Raw genomic sequence first — 25,057 nt, 5'->3', positions numbered from 1 at the left:
AGCTTCCACGTTATCCCGAACCGGCCAGCAGGGTGACGATCCCGGCGACGGCGGCCCGGCCGGCACGGTTGGCGCCGATGGTGGATGAGGACGGACCGTAGCCGACCAGATGGACCCGGGGCTCGGCCGCGACCCGGGTGCCGTCCATCGCGATGCCGCCGCCTGGTCCGCGCAGGTGCAGCGGGGCGAGGTGTTCAAGTTCGGCCCGGAATCCGGTGGCCCACAGGATGACGTCGGCGGCCAGGAAGCTGCCGTCGGCCATCCGGACGCCGTCGGGCTCGATTGCGGTGAACATGGGGTGCCGGTCCAGGACGCCGCGCGCCGCGGCGGCGCGCAGGGCCGGCGTCCAGATCAGGCCCGTCACGGAGACCACGCTCTGCGGCGGCAGGCCTTGGCGCACCCGCTCCTCCACGAGGGCGACGGCGTCGTGCCCGGCCTGCCGGTCGAACGCCGCCTCGCGCCAGACCGGTTTCCGGCGGGTGAACCAGGTGGTGCCGGTGACCCGGGAGATTTCGTCGAGGAGACCGACGGCCGAAATCCCGCCGCCGACCACAATGACATGCCGGCCACGGAATTCGTCGGCGGAGACGTAGTCCGCGACGTGCAGTTGGCGGCCGCGGAAGCTGGCCTGGCCCGGGTAGATGGGCCAGAACGGCCGGGTCCAGGTGCCGGTGGCGTTGATGACGGCGCGGGAGGACCACGTGCCCCGGGAGGTGGTGATGGTCAGCCGCCCGGCGGGATCCGTGTCCTCCCGGCTCACCGACTGCACTTTCACGGGCCGCTCGATCGCGAGGCCGAGGTCGTGTTCGTACCCGCCGAAATAGCGGGTGAGGAAACTGGAACTGGCCTCGGCAGGATCGACGTCGGGCTGCGGGAGGCCTGGAAGGTCGCTGATGCCGTTGACCGTGGCCATGAGAAGGCTCTTCCAGCGGTGGCGCCAGGCCCCTCCCGGGCCGTCCTCGGCGTCGAGCACGATGTACGTCCCGGCGGGCCGGGCATCCGCCGCAGGCACGCCGGCTCCGCCGCGGGCAGAGCCCGGGCTGGAGGCAGCCGCGACAAAGCCGCGGCGCTGCAGGTGGTACGCCGCCGACAGCCCGGCCTGGCCGGCGCCGATCACGACGACGTCGGCCGGGCGCACCGTCCCAGGGGTAATGGTCCCGCCCCCGGTCAGATCTTTTTGACGACGCTGGACTTGAGTTGCATGGGGCCCACACCGTCCACCTTGCAGTCGATGTCGTGGTCGCCGACGCCGTTCACGAGGCGGATGCCGCGGACCTTGGTGCCGACCTTGATGACCGTGGAGCTGCCCTTGATCTTGAGGTCCTTTACCACCGTGACGGTGTCGCCGTCGGCGAGGACGTTGCCGACGGCGTCCTTGATGACGGCCTCGGCCGGGGTTTCGGCGTCCGAGTCAGTCTCCGCGGACGCGGACCATTCGTGCGCGCACTCCGGGCAAACCAGGAGCGCCCCCATCTCGTAGGTGTATTCGCTGGAGCATTCGGGGCACGGGGGCAGGGAGTCGTTCACGTCCCTAAGTTTAGTCGGCTCTTTCGGTCCGCTCTTTCAGCCGGCTCTTCTTGTCCGCTCTTTGGTCTCCCCCGGGAGCGCTGCCTTAGAACGGGTTCAGCAGCCGGTCCACGAACTGCCGCGTGCGTTCCTCCCGCGGGTTGCGCAGCACGGTGTCCGGGTGGCCGCGTTCAACCACGACCCCGCCGTCCATGAAGATGACCTCGTCGGCCACCTGACGGGCGAACGCGAGCTCGTGGGTGACCACCACCATGGTCCAGCCTTCTTCCGCCAGTTCTTTGATGACGGCCAGGACTTCGCCGACCAGCTCCGGGTCCAGGGCCGACGTCGGCTCGTCGAAGAGCAACAGCTGCGGGCGCAGGGCGAGCGCACGCACAATGCCCACGCGCTGCTGCTGGCCGCCGGAGAGCTCGAACGGATAGCTGTTCTCCTTGCCCGCCAGTCCGACGCGGGCCAGGAGGTCGCGGGCTTCCTGAACCGCCTCGGCCTTGGGCCGCTTCTGCACCTGGACCGGGCCTTCGATCACGTTCTCGAGAACGGTCTTGTGCGGGAAGAGGTTGTAGTGCTGGAAGACCATGGCGCTGCGGTCCCTGAGCCCGTAGACCTGCTTTTTCGCCATCGGCGTGGAGAAGTCGACGGTCAGTTGTCCGGCGAACTCCGCGACACCGGCGTCGGGCACCTCAAGGCCGTTGAGGCAGCGCAGGACAGTCGTCTTGCCCGACCCGGACGGCCCGATCAACGTGACCACTTCGCCGCGGCGGACGTCCAGATCGATGGACTTCAGCACTTCGTGGTCGCCAAACGACTTCCGTAAACCTCTGACGGTCAGCAGGGCGGCGTCGGGGACGGCCTCGACCGGGAGCGGGGATTCAGTGGGCGACATAGCGGTCCAATCTCTTCTCCAGTGCGGATTGTCCGCTGGCAAGGACGAGGCAGATGATCCAGTAGATCACGGCCGCCTCCAGATAAAGCAGCATGAACTCCTGGCTGAAGGCCGCCACCTGCTGTGCGACGCGGAACAGTTCGGTGACGAGGATCAGCGACGCCAGCGAGGTGTCTTTGACCAGGCTGATGAAGGTGTTGGACAGCGGCGGGACCGAGACCCGCGCGGCCTGCGGCAGGATAATCCGCACGAGGGTCTGGCGGCGCGACATTCCGATGGTGTGGCCGGCCTCCCACTGTCCCTTGGGAACGGACAGGATGGCCGCCCGGATGACTTCCGCGGCATACCCGCCCACGTTCAGGGAGAACGCGATGATCGCACTCGGCCAGGGGCTGATGGTAATTCCGACGGACGGGAGCCCGTAGAAAATGACAAACAGCTGGACCAGGAGCGGGGTTCCGCGGATGACGGAGATGTAGATCCTGGCGACCGCGGAGACTACGCGATTGCGGCTCAGCCGCATGAGGGCTACCAGCAGGGCCAACAGGAGGCCCAGGCTGAACGACGCCAGCGCCAGCGGAATGGTGCCGGCGATCGCACCCGTCAGGAGGGGGCCCAGGGATGACCACACGAGGTCCCAATTGATATTCATGCCGGGACGCGGCCTTCCTCAACGGCTGCCATTGCGTTACTTCGAGACGTCGGCGTCGAAGTACTTCTGGGAAATCTTCGCCAGCGTGCCATCGGCCGCGAGCTCGCCGAGGGCCTTGTTGATGGCGTCGGTCAGGCTGGTTGATCCCTTGCGCAGGGCGAAGGCGCTCAGCGACTTGTCCGTGGTTTCAGCGGCAATCTTGATGGTGTCGTCGTGGGACGTCTTCTGGGAGTCGAGGTACGTCAGTTTGTCATTGATGGTGGCATCGACACGGCCCTGCTTGAGCAGCGTGATCGCCTGCGCCCACCCCTCCACGGCCTCGACGTTCGCGCCGCTCTGCTGCGCCAGCTTGTACCAGTTGCTCGTCAGGGACTGCGCCGTCGTCTTGCCCTGCAGGCTGTCGAAGGACGTAATGCTGTTGTTGTCGGCCTTGGTGACAATGACGCCCGTGCTCACCGTGTAGGGAGTGGAGAAGTCGTACTTCGCCTTGCGTTCGTCCGTGATGGAAATCTGGTTCGCGACGACGTCGAACCGTTTGGCGTCGAGGCCGGCGAAGATGGCGTCGAACTGCGTTTCCTGGAAGGCCGGCTTGACGCCCAGCTTGTCGGCGACGGCGTTGATGATCTCCACGTCATAGCCGGTCAGTTCGCCGCTGCCGTTGGCGTGGAACGTGAACGGCTTGTAAGTGCCTTCCGTGCCGACCTTGAGCACGCCGGCGCTCTTGACGTCACTCAAGGAGGTGTCTGCGCCGGCCGCCGGCGCCGAGCTGGACGGGGCTGTGGACGCCGACCCGCACCCCGCCAGGGCGAGTCCTGCTGCGGCAATGAGGCCAATTACGGAAAGTCGTGTGCGCTTCATGATGGTCCTTCGTCGTGGAGCCGGAAAAGGCCTTCCAGCTAAGCTGCGGGGCGGCCGTCTCCTAGCGACGATAGCAAGGACCGGCCCGGGGTGGAGACCCTAAATGACGGTATGTGACGAGCGTTCATGAGACGGTCTTGACGGATACGGCCGCTACGGGCTTTGAAGCTATCGGGGGTAAAACGGGTACAAGAAAGGGAACCACCGTTTCCGGTGATTCCCTTAGTTGGTGGAGCTGAGGGGACTCGAACCCCTGACCCCCTGCATGCCATGCAGGTGCGCTACCAGCTGCGCCACAGCCCCTCATTTGCTTCGCAAGTTCCGTCCTCGCTGAAGCAACCTGAATAGCCTAAACCACAATCGCCGTCCGCGCCAATTGGCGCGCTGAACCGTCATATTTCTGCCCGGAGGCATAAAAAAATCCGCCGGAATCTTTCGATTCCGGCGGATTCTCCGGTGGAGCTGAGGGGACTCGAACCCCTGACCCCCTGCATGCCATGCAGGTGCGCTACCAGCTGCGCCACAGCCCCGAATTTTCGCTGCTCCGACCACCTCTACCGAGGTGTAAAGTTCCGGTTTCTTTGTCCGGATCTCTCCGAAGCAACTCAAATATCTTAGAACAGCCCTTCCGAAAATTCCAAATCGGGCATATTCGGCTCTGTTGAGCTTCCGGCGGCCTGGCCGGTGCGCGGGGTTGCTACTCGGCGTCGGTGGCTGCGGTGGCCTTGGCGGACGCGTCGTCGCCGAGCTGGAGGTCGACGACGGGGCAGTCCTTCCAGAGGCGTTCGAGGGCGTAGAAGACGCGGTCTTCCTCGTGCTGGACGTGGATGACGACGTTCGAGTAGTCCAGCAGCACCCAGCGCCCGCCGGAGCGGCCTTCGCGGCGGACGGGCTTCTGGTCAAACTTGGCGAGCTCGTCCTCAATGCCGTCCACGATCGCGTTGACCTGGCGTTCGCTGGGTGCCGAGGCGATGAGGAAAACGTCGGCCAGGGCGAGCCGTTCGCTGACGTCCAGGGCCACGATGTCCTCGGCAAGCTTCTCCGAGGCAGCGCGGGCTGCGTGGCGGGCGGTGGTGATGGATGAATCGGTTGCAGTCACGGGACTCCTTGTAGTGATGAAAATTCTTGTGATGAAACTTTGTAGTCAAAAGCTGAACTGAAAAATCCGGGCTGAGGAAGCGCCGGTGGTGGAGGCTGCATTCGAACGCTGCCGCGGACAACGGGCCTCGTGGCTGGAACGCTCCCCTGCGCTGACGGCCTCGCGCGAACGGCACCGGCTCCTAGTGGGCCAGCCCGGTGACAATCAGCGTGATGCCGGCGATGAGCGCGACGATCCCCAGGGCCAGGACGCCAAGCTGGATCATGCGGAGGCGCCGGGCCCGGCCCAGTCCCGCGGTCGCCGCATCCAGGGGATCCAGGCCATAGGCGGCGTTCGCGGCCACGGGCTCCCCGCCCACCAGGCTCTCGTCGGTCTCCCCCGCAGCATTCGCAGCCGCGGCTGATGGCTTGACGGTTCCTGCCTTGGCGGCTGCTTCCGCCCGGGCCAGCACGCCTGCCCGGCCGGCGGCAGGACTGGCGGCCCGCTGGCGGGACAGTCCGGGGCGCCGGAGGCCGGGTTTCCGTGGTGCGTCCACCCGGGGACCCGGGTTGGTGACCACCGGAACATACGACGTGGCAGGGCGCTTCATGACGGGCCGCTCCACGCCGGGAACCTTCTCGAATTCCAAAGGTGTGACCATGGCCAGATTGTTGGCCGTGGTGGGATCGTTGCGAGGCGCCGCGGGCTGGCTGTTTTGTTCTGCGAGCTTCTGCTTGGCGGCGGCACGGCGGTTAAGGATCGCGACGCGTTCGGCCAAGGCGATCTGCTCGGCCAGAACGGCCGGATCGACGGCGTCGGGATCCGTGGCCGTGATGTGCTCCATCTTCGCCATCTGGTTCAGGGCCTGCGCCGCGAGGAGCTCGCGCGCGGCCAGCGCCTGCTCCACAGTCATGCCGTCGGGCGTCTTGCCGCCGGCGCCCTTAGGGGCGGCGTCTTTAGGGGCAGCGTCCTTCTGCTGGGCGGCGTCCTTCTGAGCAGCATCCTTGCCGGACGGGGAAACCACCGGGGTGGCCCGGGTCCGCGGTGAGGCCGGGACAATGGTGTTGGCCTGGGTGGCCGGGGCGGTTTCGGCGGCCAGCTGCAGGAGCCGCAGCTGGCGTCGCGTGGGCGGTCCGCCCCCGGCGAGGTGGCCTTCCTTTTCAGCGAGTTCCTTGATGGTGCGCAGCGCGGCACGGTCCCGGGCGCGGACCTGGGAGGACCGCTCCTCGCCGGCGCCCACAGAGTCCACGGGAGCGTCGGCTACCCGGCGGATGCGGCCGGTGGTTTCGGCCTCTGTCGGCTCGTCCGGTGCCGCGGTGTCCAGGCGTTCATCTCTGGCCTGCCGAAGTTCGCGGCGGCTGCGGATGGGAGGCTGTTCCTGACTCATGGCAAACTCATTCAGTGCTGGCTGGTTGGGTTATCTCGAGGGCTGAATCATGCTGTGCCGGGTCAAGCCCTGCCGCGTCGTTTCCGGCATTGTTAGTCCCAATGTTGTTGGTTCCAGCGTTGCTGGTCCCGGCGTGTCGGCTGTCGAGGCGGACCGCCTCGCGGGGAGCGTCATACAGGCCATACTTTGCGATGTATTGGACCACCCCGTCCGGCACGAGGTACCAGACGGGATTTCCTTCGGCCACCCGGGTGCGGCAATCCGTGGAGGAAATGGCCATGGCCGGAACCTCGAGGAGGCTCACGTCCTTGCGGCCCATGCCGTCCAGGACGTGTCCGGGACGGGTTACGCCCACGAAATGCGCGAGGGACCAGAGTTCATCGATGTCTTTCCACGACAAAATCTGGGCCAGCGCGTCCGCACCGGTGATGAAGAAGAGATCGGCATCGGGGCGCAGCGTGCGGAGGTCGCGCAGGGTGTCGATCGTGTAGGTCGGGCCCGGGCGGTCCACGTCCACGCGGCTCACGGTGAAACGGGGGTTCGAGGCCGTGGCGATGACAGTCATGAGGTACCGGTGCTCGGCTTCGCTGACTTTCTTGGCCATCTTCTGCCAGGGCTGGCCGGTGGGAACAAACACGACTTCGTCGAGCTCGAACTTCGCCGCGACCTCGCTGGCCGCGACAAGGTGTCCGTGATGGATGGGATCGAACGTGCCGCCCATCACACCCAGACGCAGGCGGCGCTGGGCGCCGCGCTGCCTCATGGTGGCGGAAATATTAGTGACCCTGGCCGTGGTCGTGCTTGTTCGGGTGCTGGCGGTGCGGATCCGAGTGCTCCTCGACGGCCTCGTGGCGACGGCCCAGGTTGGAGTAGGACAGCGTGATCAGCAGCAGGACCACCAGGACGGCGAACATGGAGCCGCCAATGACGAACGGCGGTGCGATGAGCGGCGCGAGCTCCTCGTTGGCTGATGCGCCGGCTGCGGCGACGAAAGTGGCGATCTGCTGCGACAGCATGTTCTCCCCTAGTGAGTTCAAAATGTGACGACGGCGGAGGTGTCCGCCGTCCCGGTCTTCCGTTCCATGTTACAGCGTCGCTAGCCCCGGATCTGGCCCTCGCCCTGCACGATCCACTTCGTGGTGGTCAGCTCGGTCAGTCCCATGGGGCCGCGGGCATGCAGTTTCTGGGTGGAAATCCCCACCTCGGCGCCGAGGCCGAGCTCTCCGCCGTCAGTGAAGCGGGTGGAGGCGTTCACGATCACGGCCGCCGAGTCGACGTCGGCGATGAAGCGTTCGGCGTTGGCGAGGTCGTTGGTCAGGATCGCTTCCGTGTGGCCCGTGGACCATGTGCGGATGTGCCGGACGGCTTCGTCCAGGCTGTCCACCATGGCCACGGCCAGGTCCAGGTCCATGTACTCGGTGGCCCAGTCTTCGTCCGTGGCCGGGACGGTTTCGATCGACGCCGGCAACGCGGCGCGGACGCGCCGGTCCACGTGCAGGGTGACCCCGGCGGCCCGCAGGGCGGCGGCGACGGCGGGCAGGACGGTGGACTTGGAGTGCACCAGAAGCGTTTCGACGGTGTTGCAGACGCTGGGCCGCTGGGTCTTGGCGTTGAGGAGGATGTCCACGGACATCTCCTCGCCGGCGGACGCATCCAGGAAAATGTGGACGTTGCCCTCACCGGTTTCGATGACCGGCACGGAGGAGTTCGTCACCACGGCCTGGATGAGCTCGCGCCCGCCGCGGGGAATGAGGACGTCCACCCGGCCGCGCGCCCGCATGAGCGCGTTGGCGCCGTCGCGGCCGTACTGGTCCACGGTCTGGACGGCGTCGGCGGGCAGGCCTACCGATTCCAGGGCATCGCGGAGGATCGTGACGAGAGCCGCGTTGGTCGCAGCCGCAGCGGAACCGCCGCGCAGGATCACGGCGTTGCCGCTCTTGAGGGCGAGGCCGGCGATATCGACCGTGACGTTGGGGCGGGCCTCGTAGATCGCGGCCACCACACCCATGGGCACGTTGATCTGGCGGAGGCGGAGCCCGTTGGGCAGCGTCTGGCCGCGCACCACGTTCCCTACGGGGTCCGGCAGCGTGGCGAGGTTCTCCAGTGCCGCAGCCAGGGCCGTGATGCGTGCATCGCTCAAGGTCAGGCGGTCCAGGAGGGCGGCACCGGTGCCGTTGGCCCGGCCGGCCGCGACATCCTTGGCGTTGGCGGCCAGGATCTGGTTCTTGTGCTCCAGCAGAGCCTTGCCGATGGCGCGCAGGCCGCGGTCCTTCCACGCCCGGTTCGCGTGCGCCATCTTGCGGGCAGCTTTACGTGAACGGTCGGCGATCGCATGGACGGCAGCTTCGACGTCCGCTGCCGTGGCCGGGGCTCCTGCGGGTGCCGGATCCGGCACCGCGGCGAACCCCTGGGCGGGCACGGTGGTGCCGGCAGTGTTCTCGGAAGGCAGGTCGTCAGAAGGCAGGGCGGCGGAAGTCAGGGCCTCAGTCATACGTCCAGTTTAGGCGAGCGGTGAACCTAGACCAGCACCAGGTCGTCAACATGAACAACTTCGCGGTCATATCCGCGGCCCAGTGCCTTGCCCAGCTCGCGCGTGGAGCGGCCCAGCATTTGGGGCAGTTCGGCGGCGGAATAGTTCACGAGCCCGCGCGCAATCACGGTGTTGTCGGTCGAGACCATCTCCACGGCATCGCCGGCCTCGAAATGGCCCCGCACGGCGGCGATCCCGGCCGGCAACAGTGAGGTGTGGCGGTCGCGGACGGCCTTGACCGCGCCGTCGTCGAGCACCAGCGTGCCCTGCACGGACGCCAGGTGGGCCAGCCACAGGAGCCGGATGGGTTTGCGGGAGCCGTTGACGGAGAACCATGTTCCCACGTCCTCCCCTGCCAGCGCGGCGGCCGCATTCCGTGTGGAGGTGACGAGGGCGTGGATGCCCGAACCTGCGGCGATGCTGGCGGCCTCGACCTTGGTGACCATGCCCCCCGTGCCCACGCCGGCTTTGCCGGTGCTGCCGATCGAGATGCCGTCGAGGTCGTGCGGGCCGGAAACGTGCGGAATCCGCTTGGCGCCGTGCGACGGCGGGCCGTCGTAGAGGGAGTCGACGTCGGAGAGCAGCACCAGCGCGTCGGCGCGGACCAGGTGCGCCACCAGGGCGGCGAGGCGGTCGTTGTCGCCGAAGCGGATCTCATGGGTGGCCACGGTGTCGTTTTCGTTGACCACCGGGACGACGCCAAGGTTCAGCAGCCGGTCCAGCGCGCGGAACGCGTTGGTGTGCTGGCTGCGCCGCATGAAGTCATCAGCGGTCAGAAGCACCTGGCTGACGGTGACCCCGTGCGCCCCGAACGCGTGCGTGTAGCGGGCCATCAGCAGGCCCTGGCCCACGCTGGCGGCGGCCTGCTGGGTGGCGAGGTCGCGCGGGCGCTTCTCAAGTCCCAGCGGCGCGAGCCCGGCCGCGATCGCACCGGAGGAGACCAGGATGATCTCCGCGCCCGCATTGCGCTTGTGCGCCAGGGCGTCGGCGAGGCCGGTCAGGGCCTCTTCCGAGATCCCGCCCTTGATGGACGTCAGCGAGGACGAGCCCACTTTGACGACGATCCGGCGGGCCCCGGACAGCGCGGTACGGTCGGGGGCCTTGAGGGTCTGAGCTTTGAGGTTGTGAGGCGTGAGGTGCCCGACGACGGTCTTACTCGTCATCGGCTTCGCCCAGCCCACTCTCCTTGAGCGGCCGCGCCCGGCGGCCGCTGACGGATTCGGTCCAGATACCGGCCTTACGCTCGGCTTCGAGCTCGGCGCGGGCGGCAGCCTTGGCGTCGCGGCGCTCCTGCTGCTCGTCGCGCTTCTGGCCGCGCGTCGGGCGGTCGCCGATGTCTGCGAAGCGCACGTCGGTGCCGCGCGGCGAGGCGAGCAGTTCGGCGCCGGCCATCATGGTCGGCTCCCAGTCGAAGACGACGCCGTCGTCCTCGCCGATCACCACGGTGTCCCCAGGCGTGGCGCCCTGCTTGAAGAGTTCGTTTTCGACGCCGAGCTTGGCGAGGCGGTCGGCGAGGTAGCCGATCGCTTCCTCGTTCGTGAAGTCGGTCTGCTTGACCCAGCGCACGGGCTTGTCGCCGAGGACGCGGAAGAGCGGCTCAAGGTTCTTTTCTTCGCGGCGGATCGTGAACCCGGATTCGTTGACGGCGCGGGGGCGCAGCACGGGGGCCTGCACCTTCGGCGGGGTCGCCGCGACGGCGTCGCGGGCGGCCTTGACGATTTCGGCCATGGCGAAGCCCAGCTGGCGGAGGCCCTCGTGGCTTGTTGCGGAGATCTCGAAGACCTTGTAACCGCGGGATTCCAGTTCCGGGCGGACGAACTCGGCCATGTCCTTGCCGTCAGGCAGGTCGACCTTGTTCAGCGCCACGAGGCGGGGGCGGTGGTTCAGCGGGACCACTGCGCCGTCGGTGCCGGCGTAGCTCATGTCCACGGCGTACTTCTCGAGCTCGGCTTCGATGATGGCGAGGTCGGAGAGCGGGTCGCGGTCGGCTTCGAGGGTTCCGCAGTCCAGCACGTGCACCAGGGCGGCGCAGCGCTCCACGTGGCGCAGGAAGTTGTGGCCCAGGCCCTTGCCTTCGCTGGCGCCCTCGATCAGGCCGGGGACGTCGGCGATCGTGAAGCGCACCTCGCCGGCCTGGACGACGCCCAGGTTGGGGATCAGGGTGGTGAAGGGGTAGTCGGCGATCTTGGGTCGCGCGGCGGACATCGCGGCGATGAGGCTGGACTTGCCGGCGGACGGGAAACCGACCAGGGCGATGTCGGCGATGGACTTCAGTTCCAGGACGATGTCGCTGGATTCGCCTTCGATGCCGAGCAGCGCAAAGCCCGGGGCTCGGCGCTTCTGCGAGGACAGCGCAGCGTTGCCGAGTCCTCCGATGCCGCCGGCCGCTGCGATGTATTCGGCGCCTTCGCCCACGAGGTCGGCGAGGACTTCGCCGGTCTTGGATTTCACGACGGTTCCCTCGGGAACCGGAAGAATGAGGGTCTCGCCGTTCTTGCCGCCGCGCCAGTCGCCCATGCCGGGACCGCCGTTGGTGGCGTGCCGGTGGGGGGCGTGGTGGTAGTCCAGGAGCGTGGTGGTCTGCGGGTCGACGCGCAGGATGACGTCGCCGCCATTGCCGCCGTTGCCGCCGTCGGGACCGCCGAGGGGCTTGAACTTCTCACGGTGAACGGAGACACAGCCGTGGCCGCCGGTACCGCCGGATACGTGCAGTACTACCCGGTCTACAAAGCTAGCCACGTGGATCTCCTCAGTGCTGTTCCCCGGACCTCAAAAAGGCCCAAGTTGATTGTAATGCGGTTAAAACACCGGTGGAGCGGACCTAATGGCCCGCCCCACCGATTTAGAACTTGTTGTTACTCTGCAGCTGCAGCAGCCACGATGTTCACAACGCGACGACCACGGCGGGTGCCGAACTCGACAGCACCGGGGGTCAGGGCGAACAGGGTGTCGTCCCCGCCGCGGCCGACGCCGGCGCCCGGGTGGAAGTGGGTTCCACGCTGGCGGACGATGATTTCGCCTGCGGAAACTACCTGGCCACCGAAGCGCTTCACGCCGAGGTACTGGGCGTTGGAGTCACGACCGTTGCGAGTGGAACTCGCGCCTTTTTTATGTGCCATTTGAAATGCCTGCCTTCAAAAATTCTGGGGAATCTGCTGGAACCTGAACAGTAACGAAGAGTTACTTGATACCGGTGATCTTGACCTTGGTCAATTCCTGACGGTGGCCCTGGCGCTTCTTGTAACCGGTCTTGTTCTTGAACTTCTGGATGACGATCTTCGGACCACGAAGGTCTTCGAGGATCTCAGCCGTAACCGTTACCTTGGCCAGGTCCGCAGCAGCAGACGTGACCTTGTCACCGTCCACCAGGAGCAGTGCGGGCAACTCAAAGGTGCTGCCGGCTCCACCGGGGACGCGGTTCAGGGTAACGAAGTCTCCAACGGAAACCTTCTCTTGGCGGCCGCCTGCGCGGACAATCGCGTACACCACTGGGGAACTCACTTCTCTCGACGTTTATTACTAGATTTGCGTGCGGAACCTGGGGCCAAATTGTTTGGACCGGCTCACGCTGTGCCTCAACGCCGGTGGATTCCCCGGGGGAACCCATGAGCTACCCCCGGAACAAATCCACGAGGAATTCCATGTGGATAGTTCTCAGGGTCATAACCCAAGTGTTGGCGTAAGCACCGAAGATCTAGAATACGCTAATTTTGCCTTCGGCCGCAAATGAGGCTGGTTCCGGCGGGTAGTCCGTGATAGGCGCCACTACGTTTTTACGCAGTGTTGCCGCAACGACTTCCGGAACCGTGCCCCACCATCCTAGCGGGTGTGCGGGGCGGGTTGGGTCAGGCGTGCAGTCTCGGCGCGTCGAAGAAGTGCACTTCGTAGCGTGAGGACTGCCGGAAGGCCAAGGCCATGGCCTCCCGCTCGCCGGCGGAGGCCTGCCGGGCCGCCGCGTCGGTGTACGCAATCGCCTGCCGGGTCGCGGCGGCAAAGTCCTCATCGGCGTACGTCCGCAGCCAGTCGGCGTAAGGGTGCGCCGCGGGGGCGCCGCCGGCCAGGAATTCCCGGTGCAGGGTGGCCCCGACTTCGGCGTAGAGCCAGAAGCACGGCAGGGCTGCCGCCACGAGCACGCCGTAGCTGCCCGAGACGGAGGCGGCCAGCAGGTGGTCCACGTAGGACTTCGTGACCGGGCCCAGGCCGGCCGCCGCGGGGCGGGTGCTGAGCCAGGAGCGGTGGAGCTCGGACTCGACCTCAAGGCAGGTCTGCGCCGAGCGGGCCCAGAACAGTTGTTCGGCCTCGGTGGGGGCGACGGCGGCGGCGCGGGCCAGGACCCGGGAGTAGCCGTTGAGGTAAATGGCGTCCTGGGCCAGGTAGTAGGCGAACTCGTGCTCGGGCAGGGTGCCGTCGGCGAGTCCGCGGATGAAGTCCAGGGCATAGATGGCGTCGAGATCGGCCGCGGCGCCATCGCGCAGGGCCGCGGCGAACTCGCCCTCCGCGGGGGTCTCCGCCGGCCCCTGGCTGTGCTGGCTGTGCTGAGAGCTCGTGCGGTCCTGCACGTGATGGAAGTGATGGACCGGGCCGTTGCCGGTGCCGACGTCCAGGGCCGAGGCTTCGCGGAGCGCACCCAGCAGCCACGGCTTGACCTCCCGCAGTGCGGCTTCCCAGTTCCCCACCCGCGCCTGCACCGTGGCCATGGCCGAGGACAGGGAGCAGCCGGTGCCGTGGCTGTTGCGGGTGGCGATCCGCTCCCCCGGCACCACCACGGTCTCCTGCCCCAGCAGCCCTACGGTGTTGACCAGCGCATCCGGGCAGCCGTCCCCGGCAATATCCCCGGCACCATCCCCGCCGGGGAGGTGTCCGCCCTTGACCAGGACGGTGGTGCCGCTCAGGGCGGCCAGGCGCTTGCCCTGCTCCAGGGCTTCCGCCCAGTCTGCCGCGACGGGTTCCTTAAGCAGGATGGCCAGCTCGGCAAGATTCGGCGTGATGAGGTCCGCCAGCGGCAGGAGGGCTTGCAGTGCGGCCTCGGCGGATTCCTTCAGGAGCCGGTCGCCGCTGGTGGCCACCATTACCGGGTCCAGGACCACGACGGCGGGTCGCACCTTTTCCAGCCAGGTGCGGACGGCGTCGATTACCGCGGCGTCACCCAGCATGCCGATTTTCAAGGCGTCGATGCCGATGTCGTCGCTGATGGCGTCCAGCTGCGCCGTGAGGAACTCTGCCGGAGGAACGTGGACGGCGCGCACGCCCCGGGTGTTTTGCGCCGTCAGGGCCGTGATGGCGGCCATGCCGTAGCCGCCGTTCGCAGCGATGCTCTTCAAGTCCGCTTGGATTCCTGCGCCGCCGGATGGGTCCGAGCCGGCGATGGCCAGCACCCGGGGAATGCGCAGCGGCGCAGACGGCGCGGAGGGCAGAAAATTGGGAGGTAGAAAAGCGTCGGGCAGAAATTCAGACGGATTCACTGTTGCGGACAAGTCAGACATCCCTTCGCCGGTGCTAACCGGACAGGTTCAACGGGTCTGGATCTCAGCCGGCCCGATGCGCGGCACCCCGTGTCAGTGGTCAAGCCTAGCCGCTGTCCCGGCGCTGCCCTGTTAACGGCGAAGCGGGCCCGGGCCGGAGCGGACGTATTGTTACGCCCGCTCCGGCCCGAACCCGCAATTTACACTTCAGCCGGATCAGTGGCGGAAGGGGTCAGCCGTAAAGGACTACAGCTCCGATGCCGGCACGCCGACTCCGAGGATGATCGGCTCGTTGCCGGCCGGGATGGCCGGCCTTGCCGCCGCGGGTGCCTTGGCCTCGTGAACCGAGCCGGCGGCGGCTGGCCGTGTTGCCTCGCGGTGCTCCACGGAGGTCTCGTTGGCTGCACCCTGGGCGCGGCTGGCGCTCCGGTTGCGGCGGCCGCGGCGGCCACGCGTCGTCGTGGTCTCCGCTGTCCGTGCAGCCGGTGCCTCGACGCGCGCAGGCTCGGGTGCCGTGGCTTGAGTCTCGTGCTGGGCCTGGGTGGCCGCCTGCCTGTTGGCCTGCGCCTCAGCCTCGCCCAGGTTGGCGAAGGCCTCGGTCAGCAGGTCCAGGGTCAGGGACGGCTCCGGCGTGCCCTCGGCGTGCTCGACGAACGGCAGGGCCACCTGCTCACCGCCGAACGTCAGCACAGCCGCCGGACGGCCTGCTGCCTCTTCCGTGGCGGCAAGCTTCGTGACGGCGTCGACGGCGGCCTGGCGGGCCCCGGCGTCGCTGGCAGCGGCCGCTTCACCGTCGTGCAGGTGCGCGGCGTGGGCCGCGGCGGCGACCTTTGCCAGCGCGGCACGGGTGGCTTCAGCCTTGGCGTGGCTTTCGGCCTCGGTGGGCTCGGCGTGGACGGCGGCCGGTGCGGACGGTGCGGACTCCGGGCCCTGGCCCCGGCCGCGGCGACGGCTCTTGCGTTCGGTGCGGGCGGCAGGCTGGGCCTCGGCGCGCGGGACGTAGTGCTCGGCAGCGACCGTGTTGGCCCTGCGGTGCTCGACGGGTTCGTCGTGGGTGACGATGCCGCGGCCCGCGCAGGCTTCACACTGTTCGCCGAAGACTTCCAGCAGCCCGGTGCCCATCCGCTTGCGGGTCATCTGCACGAGGCCCAGCGAGGTCACCTCCGCCACCTGGTGTTTGGTGCGGTCCCGGCCCAGGCACTCCACCATGCGGCGCAGCACAAGGTCGCGGTTGGATTCGAGCACCATGTCGATGAAGTCGATCACGATGATGCCGCCGATGTCGCGCAGCCGCAGCTGCCGGACGACTTCCTCGGCCGCTTCCAGGTTGTTCTTGGTGACGGTTTCTTCGAGGTTGCCGCCGGAGCCGGTGAACTTGCCGGTGTTGACGTCCACCACGGTCATGGCCTCGGTGCGGTCGATCACGAGGGACCCGCCGGAGGGCAGGAAGACCTTCCGGTCCAGGGCCTTGTGGATCTGCTCGTCGATGCGCCAGGCCGCGAAGATGTCCGTGTCCTTGGTCCACTTCTCGAGCCGGCCCACGAGGTCAGGCGCCACGTAGGTCACGTAGGCCTCGATGGTGTCCCAGGCTTCCTCGCCGGAGACGATCAGCTTGGAGAAGTCCTCGTTGAAGACGTCGCGGACCACCTTGATGGTGAGGTCGGGTTCGCCGTAGAGCAGCTCGGGGGCGAGGATCTTCGTGGAGGTCGACTGGCTCTCGATGCCTTCCCACTGCGCGCGGAGCCGGTTGATGTCGTGCGTCAGCTCTTCCTCCGACGCCCCTTCGGCCGCGGTGCGGACAATGACGCCCGCGTCCTCGGGCAGGCGGTCCTTGAGGATCCGCTTGAGGCGGTTGCGTTCGACGTCGGGCAGCTTGCGGGAGATGCCGGTCATGGAACCGCCGGGCACGTACACGAGGTAGCGGCCGGGCAGCGAGATCTGGCTGGTGAGCCGGGCACCCTTGTGGCCGACCGGGTCCTTGGTGACCTGGACCAGGACGGAGTCGCCGGACTTGAGCGCGTTTTCGATCCGGCGCTGCTTGCCTTCGAGGTTCACTGCATCCCAGTTCACTTCGCCGGCGTACAGGACGGCGTTGCGGCCGCGTCCGATGTCCACGAAGGCAGCTTCCATGGAGGGCAGCACGTTCTGGACCTTGCCCAGGTAGACGTTGCCGATCAGGGAGTCCTGCTGGGTCTTGGAGACGAAGTGCTCGGCCAGGACGCCGTCTTCCAGGACGGCGATCTGGATTCTGTCGTCGCGCTGGCGGACGATCATCTGCCGGTCCACGGATTCACGGCGGGCCAGGAACTCGGCTTCGGTGATCACGGTGCGGCGGCGGCCGGTGTCGCGGGATTCGCGGCGGCGCTGCTTCTTGGCCTCGAGGCGGGTGGAACCCTTGACCGAGGTGACGCGGTTGTTGACCGGGGCTTCGCTGATGGCCCGCGGCGCGCGCACGCGGGTCACGGTGTTGGGCGGATCGTCGTCTCCCCCGCCGGTCAGTTCCAGGTCCTGGTCACCGCGACGGCGGCGGCGCCGGCGGCGCGAGGTCACGCCGTCCTCGAGCGTCCCCTCCTGGCCCTCCTCGCCCTCTTCCTCGGTGCCTTCAACGTCGATCTCGGACTCGGCGGAGGTGCGGGTGCGTCCGCGGCGGCCGCGGCTACGGCGACGACGGCGGCTGCCGGCGTCCTCGTCCTCGTCGCCTTCTTCTTCCTCGGGCTCCGCTGCTGCAGCCGCCGGGGCCGGACGCACCACGGTGCTGAGGTCCGGGGCCTGGAAGATCACGGAGGTGAGGGCACCCGGTTCCAGGAAGAGCGATGCGGCAGGGCTTTCAGCCGGCTGCTCGTCTGCCGTGACGGGCTGTGCAGCCTGTGCCTGTGTTTCGGCGGGTGCGGCGGCCGCTTCTTCGGTTGCTTCTTCGGTTTCTTCTTCCGCCGCAGCTACTGCGTGGACCTCGTCGACCTTCGGAGCGGCCTTGGCGCGGCTGGCGCGGCGCCGGACCGGCTTTTCCGCAACGGCGGACTCTGTTGATTGTGCTGTTTCGGCGGGAGCTTCCGCGGCGGCGGCGTTGGCTTCGGGTTCGTCGGCGAAGGCCGGCAGGGGCTCCGGTGCGGCAACCGGCTTGCGGGCACGGGTGCGCCGTGCGGGGGCTTTTGCCTTGGGTTCGGGGGCTGCGGCCCGTTCGGCGGCGGCGAGCGGCTCATCCGAGGCGGTTGCTGCGGCCAGGGCCGCGGCTTCGGCCACAGCTTCGGCGGCCGCCGCGGGGTCGACCTTCGCGACGGGTGCCTTGCGGCGGGTCCGGACGGCCCTCTTCGGCGCTACCGGAGCCTCTGCTTCCGCATTTACGGCTGTTTCTTGCTTTTCCTCGGCAACAACTAGTTCTTCGTTACCGGCTACAACCTGATCATTATCCATATGTGGCGACACTCCTGCCCCTGATGCGCCGCCACATTCGGCGCCCGTTGGGGCAAATATGCGTCAACACCCGCAGGCATTGACAGAAGTCAATTGGATACCCTCAGGTTCGCACCGGCAGTGGGGTGCGGCAGCCCTGGAGGGCCGGCGAGATTGTTTTGGAACCCGTTGACCTACACGCCACAACCAGGTGCCGTCCAATGGCATTGCGGGACAGCTGGAATCAGAGGATCCGCAGCTCCCTGCTCATCATTGGCGGTCTTGAAACAAAATCGCCGGACCGGAATCCGGATGTGGATCGGGTTCCAGCCACGATCATTGTCTCACAAGAGCCGTCAAAGCTGGCGTAGGCAAGGCCGGAAGTGCCCCGGCTGCGGGCCGCGACGGGACAGACAGAGGCGTTTCCCGGCGCCGTCCAGCCCGCGGCGTTACAATCGGGGCCAGAAGCACCCGATCAAAAGGACTCATATTCCATGCCCAGCATCTCCAGCACTGCCGGTGACGCGACCGCGCACCAACCGGGCTCCGGACCGGCCCCCGCGGACCGGCCCCTTCCCACCATGACCCGCGACCGGCCGTTCGCCTGGCTCCTGCTGATCACCGGCGTGATTGGCTGGCTCGCATCCGGCGCCCTGGTGCTGGAGAAGCTCGAGGTCCTGAAGAACCCCAACCACGTCACGATCTGCGACGTGAACCCATGGATCTCCTGCGGCCAGGTCATGCAGACGCCGCAGAGTTCCGTGTTCGGCTTCCCGAACATGTTCATCGGAATCGTCGCGTTCGCGGTGATCATCACCACAGCCATGGGCATCCTGGCCGGCGCCAGGTTCGCCCGCTGGTACTGGCTGGGGCTTCAGACCGGCGTGAGCCTGGGCTTCGTGTTCGTGGTCTGGCTCTGGTCCCAGGCCCTGTACTCCATCCACATCCTCTGCCCGTTCTGCATGATCGTCTGGGCCATAATGATCCCGATGTTCGTCTGGGTGACCATCCGGAACATCTCCCACGGCGTGATCGCCCTGCCCGCCGGCCCCACCAGGGTCCTGGGCGAGGCCGGCTGGATCATCACGGCGCTGCTCTACGTCGCCGTCATCGCCACGATCTTCTTCGCCTTCATCCAGGTTTTCATCGGGACCTCCGGGTATTAGGAACCGCGCCCCGGGAAAACGAGCTGACAGAAAAGGCCAATGTTCTTCGCGAACATTGGCCTTTTCTGTTACCCCGGTGCGGAGTAAACCCGGAAATGAGGGCTAGAACCAGATCTTGATCTCGCGCTCGGCGGACTCCACCGAATCCGAACCGTGGACCAGGTTCTGCTGCACGGCCAGGCCCCAGTCGCGGCCGAAGTCGCCGCGGATGGTGCCGGGCGCCGCCGTCGTCGGGTCCGTGGTGCCGGCGAGGGAACGGAAGCCCTCGATCACGCGGTGTCCCTCGAAGATCGCGGCGACAACGGGGCCGCTGAGCATGAACTCAACCAGCGGCTCGTAGAACGGCTTGCCGACGTGTTCCTCGTAGTGCTGCTCCAGCAGCTCCCGGCTCGCATCGACTTTCTTGAGCTCGGCCAGGGTGTAGCCCTTGGCTTCGATCCGGCTCAGGATGGCGCCGGACAGGTTGCGGGCGACGCCGTCGGGCTTGATCAGGACGAGGGTGCGCTCAATGCTCACAGCTGCTCCAATGTGTTGGGGTGGGGTTCGGGTCAAGTCTACGGGGTTCGGACTACGTGTTCCGGGCGTCGGCGCCGGGGGTCTGTTCCGGCCCGCTGCCCGCGGGATGGGACGCTTCCCATTCAGCCTGTTCGCGTTCCCGCTGGGCCGCCTCCCGGTCAATCCGGATGCCGGTGCGGATGCCGTACCACCAGGACACGGCGAAGAGGGCGCCGACGAGGTACATGGCGGGCTCCACGAGGCCGCCCAGGATGAGCACCAGCTGCAGGATCCAGCCCAGGGCCACTCCCCACGGTTTCGAGAGGACCGCGCAGGTCAGGACGAACACGAGGCACAGCCCGATCCCCACCGAGAAGACCAGAGCCGGCGGGAACTCGTTCCGGTGGAGCCCAAAGACGGCCAGCGTCCCGAACAGCACCACAAACGCTTCCAGCAGCAGGACCGTGGAGGCGAACATGACCTTGGTTGAACGCCGCTTTTTGGGCATGCCCGGGCGCCATTCGCGCTGGGCTTTGGTGAGTTTGGCCATCGCTTAAGCGTCCGCCTTTCCGAGCAGGATCCGGGCATCGGCAACAAGCGTGATAGACCCGGTGACCAGGACGCCGCCGGCGAGTTCGTCGTCGGCTTCGGCGCGTTCCACGGCCCATTCCAGGGCGTCGTCGAGCTTCGCGGCGACATGGATGTTGTCCTCGCCAAAGCCCAGATCCATCGCGATCTCGGCAAGGTCCTCGGCCGGGACGGCCCGGGGCGAGTTGGACTCGGTGAAGCAGTATTCGGTGGCGAGCCCGCCCAGGGATTCCTTGAGCTGGCGGAGGATCTCCTCGGCATCCTTTTCCCGCAGGACGCCGACCACCACCACGAGCTTGGTGAAGTTGAAGGCCTCGTGGATGGCCTCGGCGGAGACCCGGATGCCTTCCGGGTTGTGGGCCGCGTCCACGATGATGGTCGGCGCGGTGCGGACCACCTCGAGCCGGCCCGGGGAGGTGACGGAGGCGAAGGCCTCCTGCAGGATCTCGGCGTCGATCGCCTTTTCCGCGCCGAAGAACGCTTCCAGCGCGGCGATCGCGACGGCGGCGTTCTCGGCCTGGTGTGCGCCGTGCAGCGGCACCAGCAGGTCCTCATAACGGCCGGCGATGCCCTGGATGGTGACCATCTGGCCGCCGACCGCGACAGTGCGGGATTCGACGCCGAACTCCACGCCTTCGAAGCGGAACGGCACGTTGACTTCCTTGGCCTTTTCCAGCAAGACCTGGGCCGCGTCGACCGGCTGCGCCGCGCTGATGAGGAAGCCGCCGGGCTTGATGATGCCGGCTTTCTCGTAGGCGATGTCCCCGGTGGTGTCGCCGAGCAGCTCCGTGTGGTCCAGGGAAATTGGGGTGACCACGGACACCTGGCCGTCGCCGACGTTCGTGGCGTCGGTGATGCCGCCCAGACCCACCTCGATCACGGCGACGTTGACCGGCTGGTCCGCGAAGACCGCGAAGCCCAGGATGGTCAGGCACTCGAAGTACGTCAGCCGGGGCTGGCCCTCGGCCTCGAGTTCGCTGTCCACGATCTGCAGGTAGGGGCGGATCTCGTCCCAGATCCGGACGAAGGTCTCATCCGGCACCGGGGCGCCGTCGATGCTGATCCGTTCGGTGACCTTGGACAGGTGCGGGCTCGTGTAGCGGCCGGTGCTCAGGCCGTGGGCCCGCAGGCCGGCTTCGATCATCCGGGCCGTGGAGGTCTTGCCGTTGGTGCCCGTGACGTGGATGATCGGGAAGGCCTTGTTCGGCTCCCCCAGGATCTCCATGGCACGGAACAGCGGGGCGAGCCGCGGCTCCATCTTGTTTTCGGGCGCCCGGCCCAGGAGCTCGGCGTACACGCTTTCTACGGAGAATTCGTCGGTCATGGCTTAGGCCCCTACTTCTGCAGCGGTCCTGGCAACACTGACCTGCGGTTCTTTGACGTCGGCCGGGACGGTGTCCAGCCGGACCGTCAGGGTTTCGGTCGTGACGAGCGCCGCGTTGGCCAGGAGGGCATCGATGATGTCCTGCTTGGCGGTGACGGTGGTGTGGATGCGGTCGCTGACGTTGAGTCCGGCGTCCTTGCGGGCCTGCTGGATGGCGCGGACCATGTCGCGGGCCGCACCTTCGGCTTCCAGTTCCGGGGTGACTTCGGTGTTGAGAACCACGAAACCTCCGCCGGGCAGCACGGCCGCTGCGCGGGATCCCTCGCCTTCGGCGGCCTCGGCCACGACGGTTTCCAGGGTGTATTCCTGCGGCTCGAGCTCGAGCCCGCCGGCGGTGACCACACCTTCGTCGCTGACCGACCAGTCGCCGGACTTGGAGCCCTTGATGGCCTGCTGGACGTTCTTGCCCAGGCGCGGGCCCGCGGCGCGGGCGTTCACCACGAGCTTCTGCTCGATGCCGAACTCCTCCGGGGAGGCGTTCTCGGCGTCGAGCAAGCGGACCGAGCGCAGGTTCAGTTCATCGGCGACGACGGCGGCGAAGCCTTCCAGCGCGTCCGCGCCGGGTGCCACGACGGTGAGTTCCTGCAGCGGCAGCCGCACGCGGAGGTTCGCGGCCTTGCGCAGCGAGGAGCCGGTGGAGCAGATCTGCTGGACCCGGTCCATCGCCTCGACGAGGTCGGCGTCGGCCGGGAACAGGTCGGCGTCCGGCCAGTCGGCCAGGTGCACGGAGCGGCCGCCGGTGAGGCCGCGCCAGATTTCCTCGGTGACCAGCGGCAGGAGCGAGGCCGCGACCCGGCAGACCGTTTCCAGCGCCGTGTAGAGCGCGTCGAAGGCGTCGACGTTCTCGTCGAAGAAGCGCTGGCGGCTGCGGCGGACGTACCAGTTGGTGAGCATGTCCAGGTAGCCGCGCAGTTCGTCGCAGGCGCCGGAGATGTCGTAGTTGTCCAGCTGGGCGGTCATGTTCCGGACGAGGTCCCCGGTGTTGGCCATCAGGTACTGGTCCAGGGTGTCGGCGTAGCCGTCGTAGCGGAGTTTGGCGTCGTAGCCTGAGCCGCCGGCAGAGGCGTTCGTGTACAGCGTGAAGAAGCTGTACACGTTCCACAGCGGCAGGATGACCTGGCGGACGCCGTCGCGGATGCCCTGCTCGGTGACCACAAGGTTGCCGCCGCGCAGGATCGGGCTGGACATCAGGAACCAGCGCATGGCGTCGGAGCCGTCGCGGTCCAGGACCTCGGAGACGTCCGGGTAGTTGCGCAGGCTCTTGGACATCTTCTGCCCGTCGGAACCCAGGACGATGCCGTGGCTGATGACGTTGCGGAAGGCCGGCCGGTCGAACAGCGCAGTCGAGAGGATGTGGAGCATGTAAAACCAGCCGCGGGTCTGGCCGATGTACTCGACGATGAAGTCCGCCGGGTTGTGGGTGTCGAACCATTCCTCGTTCTGGAACGGGTAGTGGACCTGGCCGTAGGGCATGGAGCCGGAGTCGAACCAGACGTCCAGGACGTCCTCGACACGGCGCATGACGGACTGGCCTTCCTCAGGGGTGCGGGGGTCGTCCGGGTTCGGGCGCGTGAGGTCGTCGATGAACGGCCGGTGCAGGTCCACCTGGCCGTCATTGTTCAGCGGCAGGCGGCCGAAGTCGGCCTCGATCTCTGCGAGCGAGCCGTAGACGTCGGTGCGCGGGTAGTCCGGGTCGGTGGACTGCCACACCGGGATGGGGCTGCCCCAGTAGCGGTTGCGGCTGATGGACCAGTCGCGGGCGTTGGCGAGCCACTTGCCGAACTGGCCGTCCTTGACGTTGCCCGGGATCCAGTTGATCTCCTGATTGAGCTCGGACATGCGGTCCTTGAACTTGGTGACCTCGACGTACCAGGAGGACACGGCGCGGTAGATCAGCGGGTTGCGGCAGCGCCAGCAGTGCGGGTAGCTGTGCTCGTAGCTGGCCTGGCGGACCAGGCGGCCCTGGGCGCGGAGCACCTGGGTGATGGGCTTGTTGGCCTCGAACACCTGCAGCCCGGCGATTTCGGCGAGGTCGCCGTGGCCGAAGAGCGGCAGGAACTTGGCGCCCTCGTCGACCGACAGGACGACGGGGATGCCGGCCTCTTCACAGACCTTCTGGTCGTCTTCACCATAGGCGGGAGCCTGGTGGACGATGCCGGTGCCGTCGGTGGTGGTGACGTAGTCGGCCACGAGGAAGCGCCAGGCGTTCTCGGTGCCGTACTTCTCGGCATCGTGGAAGTAGTCCCAGAGCGGCGCGTACGTCAGCCCTTCGAGCTCGGCGCCGGTGTGGCGGGAGGTGACGGCGGCCTCGGCGGCAGCCACGCCCTCGGCGCCGTCGCCGTAGCCGAGGTCCTTGGCGTAGGCGCCCAGGAGGTCCGCGGCGAGCAGGAAGCTGCCCGTCACGGGGGCCTCGGCCGCGGCGGCCTTGATCCCGTGCGGGCCGGCCGGCAGCACCACATAGCTGATGGCGGGCCCGACGGCGAGCGCCAGGTTAGTGGGCAGCGTCCAGGGCGTGGTGGTCCAGGCGAGCGCCTGCACCCCGGCGAGCTGCCTGGACAGCTCCGACTCCCCTGCCGTGATGGGGAAGGTGACCGTGACGGTCTGGTCCTGGCGGTTCTTGTAGACGTCGTCATCCATGCGCAGTTCATGGTTGGACAGCGGCGTCTCGTCCTTCCAGCAGTACGGCAGCACGCGGTAACCGTTGTAGGTCAGGCCCTTCTCATGCAGCTGCTTGAAGGCCCAGAGCACCGACTCCATGTACTCGACGTTGAGCGTCTTGTAGTCGTTCTCGAAGTCCACCCAGCGTGCCTGGCGGGTGACGTAGCTCTTCCACTCGTCGGCATACTTCATCACGGAGGCGCGGCAGGCGTCGTTGAACTTGTCGATGCCCATGGCCTCGATCTGGGTCTTGTCCGTCATGCCCAGCTGCTTCATCGCTTCCAGCTCGGCGGGCAGGCCGTGCGTGTCCCAGCCGAAGCGGCGCTCCACCCGGCGGCCGCGCTGGGTCTGGTAGCGGCCCACGAGGTCCTTGGCGTAGCCGGTCAGGAGGTGGCCGTAGTGCGGCAGGCCGTTGGCGAAGGGCGGGCCGTCGTAGAAGACGAATTCGTTGCTGCCGTCTTGGCCGGCATCGCGCTGGTCGATGCTGGCCTGGAAGGTGCCGTCCCGGTCCCAGTACTTGAGGATGCGCTCTTCGATCTCCGGGAACTTCACAGAGGCGGATACGCCTGAGGCGCTGGAAGCGGAGGTGGTGGAACCGGCGGGTGCGGCTGAGGCCTTGGGGTAATGGGTCATCTCGACATCCTGGGTTGAGCGGCGAACACATGTATTCATTCAGGATGCGAGGACGGCTCCTGCACTGTCTTTCGACAACACCGGCACCGCGGTACCACCTCACTTACCGCCACCGGGCCCGCACCCTTTCCGGAAAGGGGCTGCGCCGGCGTCGGCCGCTCATTACTGCTGTGACGGGCTTACCCGTCCGGTTCTACTGGCCCGCACGCGCCGCCGCGACTTCGTCGCCACCGCACGCGGGGGTGTTCTTCCGGAAGCTCACCGGTGATGGCCGGGTCAAAGCTGCTACGTCGATGTTACTGCAAATCGTCGCCCCAAATGGAGCGGCCGGCAGTGACAGGCAGTGACACCGCCCGGCAAACGTGC

Annotated in this window: 21 protein-coding genes, 2 tRNA genes and 1 riboswitch; of the genes, 1 reads left to right on the top strand and 22 read right to left on the bottom strand. The window is 67.3% G+C overall.

Annotation, left to right across the window (positions count from 1 at the left end; all coding sequences use genetic code 11):
* Window positions 1-10: 10 nt before the first annotated feature.
* The 18 genes from ACVWZ7_RS19345 to ACVWZ7_RS19260 all read right to left on the bottom strand — a co-directional run bounded on the left by ACVWZ7_RS19345 (window position 11) and on the right by ACVWZ7_RS19260 (window position 17,788).
* On the bottom strand, window positions 11-1,138 hold the full coding sequence (locus ACVWZ7_RS19345) for an NAD(P)-binding domain-containing protein (protein ID WP_456508775.1): 1,128 nt from the start codon (window positions 1,136-1,138) through the stop codon (window positions 11-13).
* 29 nt (window positions 1,139-1,167) lie between these two features.
* On the bottom strand, window positions 1,168-1,527 hold the full coding sequence (locus tag ACVWZ7_RS19340) for a zinc ribbon domain-containing protein YjdM (protein ID WP_344366179.1): 360 nt from the start codon (window positions 1,525-1,527) through the stop codon (window positions 1,168-1,170).
* Between the two features lie 85 nt (window positions 1,528-1,612).
* On the bottom strand, window positions 1,613-2,410 hold the full coding sequence (locus tag ACVWZ7_RS19335) for an amino acid ABC transporter ATP-binding protein (protein WP_344366185.1): 798 nt from the start codon (window positions 2,408-2,410) through the stop codon (window positions 1,613-1,615).
* A complete protein-coding gene (locus ACVWZ7_RS19330; RefSeq protein WP_344366187.1) occupies window positions 2,397-3,062 on the bottom strand; it encodes an amino acid ABC transporter permease in 666 nt (221 codons plus the stop codon). The genes ACVWZ7_RS19335 and ACVWZ7_RS19330 overlap by 14 nt, the downstream gene beginning before the upstream one ends.
* 36 nt (window positions 3,063-3,098) lie before the next feature.
* The gene (locus tag ACVWZ7_RS19325) at window positions 3,099-3,920 is read right to left on the bottom strand and encodes an amino acid ABC transporter substrate-binding protein (protein WP_344366189.1); all 822 of its coding nucleotides are present in this window, start codon (window positions 3,918-3,920) and stop codon (window positions 3,099-3,101) included.
* A gap of 227 nt (window positions 3,921-4,147) precedes the next feature.
* Window positions 4,148-4,223: transfer RNA gene (locus ACVWZ7_RS19320), tRNA-Ala, on the bottom strand.
* 154 nt (window positions 4,224-4,377) lie between these two features.
* Window positions 4,378-4,450: transfer RNA gene (locus tag ACVWZ7_RS19315), tRNA-Ala, on the bottom strand.
* A 167-nt stretch (window positions 4,451-4,617) separates the two neighbouring features.
* The gene (rsfS, locus tag ACVWZ7_RS19310; protein WP_091253659.1) at window positions 4,618-5,019 is read right to left on the bottom strand and encodes a ribosome silencing factor; all 402 of its coding nucleotides are present in this window, start codon (window positions 5,017-5,019) and stop codon (window positions 4,618-4,620) included.
* 181 nt (window positions 5,020-5,200) lie between these two features.
* A complete protein-coding gene (locus ACVWZ7_RS19305) occupies window positions 5,201-6,385 on the bottom strand; it encodes a hypothetical protein (protein WP_344366194.1) in 1,185 nt (394 codons plus the stop codon).
* Between the two features lie 7 nt (window positions 6,386-6,392).
* Window positions 6,393-7,148: a nicotinate-nucleotide adenylyltransferase gene (gene nadD / locus ACVWZ7_RS19300; RefSeq protein ID WP_344366197.1), complete on the bottom strand. Its 756-nt coding sequence runs from the start codon at window positions 7,146-7,148 to the stop codon at window positions 6,393-6,395.
* Between the two features lie 13 nt (window positions 7,149-7,161).
* Window positions 7,162-7,401, bottom strand: a complete 240-nt coding sequence (locus ACVWZ7_RS19295) for a hypothetical protein (protein WP_091253668.1) — start codon at window positions 7,399-7,401, stop codon at window positions 7,162-7,164.
* An 80-nt stretch (window positions 7,402-7,481) separates the two neighbouring features.
* Window positions 7,482-8,876: a glutamate-5-semialdehyde dehydrogenase gene (locus tag ACVWZ7_RS19290; RefSeq protein ID WP_456508774.1), complete on the bottom strand. Its 1,395-nt coding sequence runs from the start codon at window positions 8,874-8,876 to the stop codon at window positions 7,482-7,484.
* Between the two features lie 26 nt (window positions 8,877-8,902).
* Complete coding sequence (proB, locus tag ACVWZ7_RS19285) at window positions 8,903-10,078, bottom strand: glutamate 5-kinase (RefSeq protein ID WP_237563565.1); 1,176 nt, start codon at window positions 10,076-10,078, stop codon at window positions 8,903-8,905.
* Window positions 10,068-11,654, bottom strand: coding sequence for a GTPase ObgE (gene obgE / locus ACVWZ7_RS19280; RefSeq protein ID WP_456508773.1), 1,587 nt, complete (start codon window positions 11,652-11,654; stop codon window positions 10,068-10,070). The genes proB and obgE overlap by 11 nt, the downstream gene beginning before the upstream one ends.
* A gap of 116 nt (window positions 11,655-11,770) precedes the next feature.
* A complete protein-coding gene (gene rpmA, locus ACVWZ7_RS19275; protein WP_009372867.1) occupies window positions 11,771-12,034 on the bottom strand; it encodes a 50S ribosomal protein L27 in 264 nt (87 codons plus the stop codon).
* A 61-nt stretch (window positions 12,035-12,095) separates the two neighbouring features.
* Complete coding sequence (gene rplU, locus ACVWZ7_RS19270; protein WP_018773353.1) at window positions 12,096-12,404, bottom strand: 50S ribosomal protein L21; 309 nt, start codon at window positions 12,402-12,404, stop codon at window positions 12,096-12,098.
* 356 nt (window positions 12,405-12,760) lie between these two features.
* Window positions 12,761-14,398 (bottom strand): bifunctional hydroxymethylpyrimidine kinase/phosphomethylpyrimidine kinase, encoded by a 1,638-nt coding sequence (locus tag ACVWZ7_RS19265; RefSeq protein ID WP_456508772.1) that lies wholly within the window; start codon window positions 14,396-14,398, stop codon window positions 12,761-12,763.
* Window positions 14,381-14,478, bottom strand: a riboswitch (TPP riboswitch). It overlaps the preceding gene by 18 nt.
* A 145-nt stretch (window positions 14,479-14,623) precedes the next feature.
* A complete protein-coding gene (locus tag ACVWZ7_RS19260; RefSeq protein WP_456508771.1) occupies window positions 14,624-17,788 on the bottom strand; it encodes an Rne/Rng family ribonuclease in 3,165 nt (1,054 codons plus the stop codon).
* Window positions 17,789-18,261: 473 nt separating this feature from the next.
* Between ACVWZ7_RS19260 and ACVWZ7_RS19255 the strand changes: the two genes are divergently transcribed.
* Window positions 18,262-18,933 carry a vitamin K epoxide reductase family protein gene (locus tag ACVWZ7_RS19255; RefSeq protein ID WP_116768431.1) on the top strand — a complete coding sequence of 224 codons (672 nt, stop codon included), beginning with the start codon at window positions 18,262-18,264 and terminating at the stop codon, window positions 18,931-18,933.
* 102 nt (window positions 18,934-19,035) lie between these two features.
* Here the strand turns inward: ACVWZ7_RS19255 and ndk are convergent, their stop codons facing one another.
* The 4 genes from ndk to ileS are packed head-to-tail and all read right to left on the bottom strand — an operon-like array spanning window position 19,036 to window position 24,691.
* Window positions 19,036-19,449 (bottom strand): nucleoside-diphosphate kinase, encoded by a 414-nt coding sequence (gene ndk, locus ACVWZ7_RS19250; protein WP_091253679.1) that lies wholly within the window; start codon window positions 19,447-19,449, stop codon window positions 19,036-19,038.
* Window positions 19,450-19,501: 52 nt separating this feature from the next.
* On the bottom strand, window positions 19,502-19,978 hold the full coding sequence (locus ACVWZ7_RS19245; RefSeq protein WP_456508770.1) for a DUF4233 domain-containing protein: 477 nt from the start codon (window positions 19,976-19,978) through the stop codon (window positions 19,502-19,504).
* 3 nt (window positions 19,979-19,981) lie between these two features.
* A complete protein-coding gene (locus tag ACVWZ7_RS19240; protein ID WP_456508769.1) occupies window positions 19,982-21,340 on the bottom strand; it encodes a bifunctional folylpolyglutamate synthase/dihydrofolate synthase in 1,359 nt (452 codons plus the stop codon).
* 3 nt (window positions 21,341-21,343) lie between these two features.
* Entirely contained in the window at window positions 21,344-24,691 is a 3,348-nt protein-coding gene (gene ileS, locus ACVWZ7_RS19235) for an isoleucine--tRNA ligase (RefSeq protein ID WP_456508768.1), read from the bottom strand.
* Between the last annotated feature and the right edge of the window lie 366 nt (window positions 24,692-25,057).

It is taken from the genome of Arthrobacter sp. TE12232, assembly GCF_054062615.1.
The sequence above is the reverse complement of the archived record's forward strand: the minus strand, read 5'-3'. Positions and strand labels throughout refer to the sequence as shown.

Bases quoted from the DNA above. Each gene is read 5' to 3' on its own strand.
- ACVWZ7_RS19265 (WP_456508772.1), bottom strand. From the start codon at position 14,398: ATGTCTGACTTGTCCGCAACAGTGAATCCGTCTGAATTTCTGCCCGAC.
- ACVWZ7_RS19330 (WP_344366187.1), bottom strand. From the start codon at position 3,062: ATGAATATCAATTGGGACCTCGTGTGGTCATCCCTGGGCCCCCTCCTG.
- ACVWZ7_RS19240 (WP_456508769.1), bottom strand. From the start codon at position 21,340: ATGACCGACGAATTCTCCGTAGAAAGCGTGTACGCCGAGCTCCTGGGC.
- ACVWZ7_RS19255 (WP_116768431.1), top strand. From the start codon at position 18,262: ATGCCCAGCATCTCCAGCACTGCCGGTGACGCGACCGCGCACCAACCG.
- ACVWZ7_RS19245 (WP_456508770.1), bottom strand. From the start codon at position 19,978: ATGGCCAAACTCACCAAAGCCCAGCGCGAATGGCGCCCGGGCATGCCC.
- ACVWZ7_RS19290 (WP_456508774.1), bottom strand. From the start codon at position 8,876: ATGACTGAGGCCCTGACTTCCGCCGCCCTGCCTTCTGACGACCTGCCT.
- ileS (WP_456508768.1), bottom strand. From the start codon at position 24,691: ATGACCCATTACCCCAAGGCCTCAGCCGCACCCGCCGGTTCCACCACC.
- ACVWZ7_RS19295 (WP_091253668.1), bottom strand. From the start codon at position 7,401: ATGCTGTCGCAGCAGATCGCCACTTTCGTCGCCGCAGCCGGCGCATCA.
- nadD (WP_344366197.1), bottom strand. From the start codon at position 7,148: ATGAGGCAGCGCGGCGCCCAGCGCCGCCTGCGTCTGGGTGTGATGGGC.
- ACVWZ7_RS19325 (WP_344366189.1), bottom strand. From the start codon at position 3,920: ATGAAGCGCACACGACTTTCCGTAATTGGCCTCATTGCCGCAGCAGGA.
- ACVWZ7_RS19305 (WP_344366194.1), bottom strand. From the start codon at position 6,385: ATGAGTCAGGAACAGCCTCCCATCCGCAGCCGCCGCGAACTTCGGCAG.
- ACVWZ7_RS19260 (WP_456508771.1), bottom strand. From the start codon at position 17,788: ATGGATAATGATCAGGTTGTAGCCGGTAACGAAGAACTAGTTGTTGCC.
- rpmA (WP_009372867.1), bottom strand. From the start codon at position 12,034: ATGGCACATAAAAAAGGCGCGAGTTCCACTCGCAACGGTCGTGACTCC.
- ACVWZ7_RS19335 (WP_344366185.1), bottom strand. From the start codon at position 2,410: ATGTCGCCCACTGAATCCCCGCTCCCGGTCGAGGCCGTCCCCGACGCC.
- proB (WP_237563565.1), bottom strand. From the start codon at position 10,078: ATGACGAGTAAGACCGTCGTCGGGCACCTCACGCCTCACAACCTCAAA.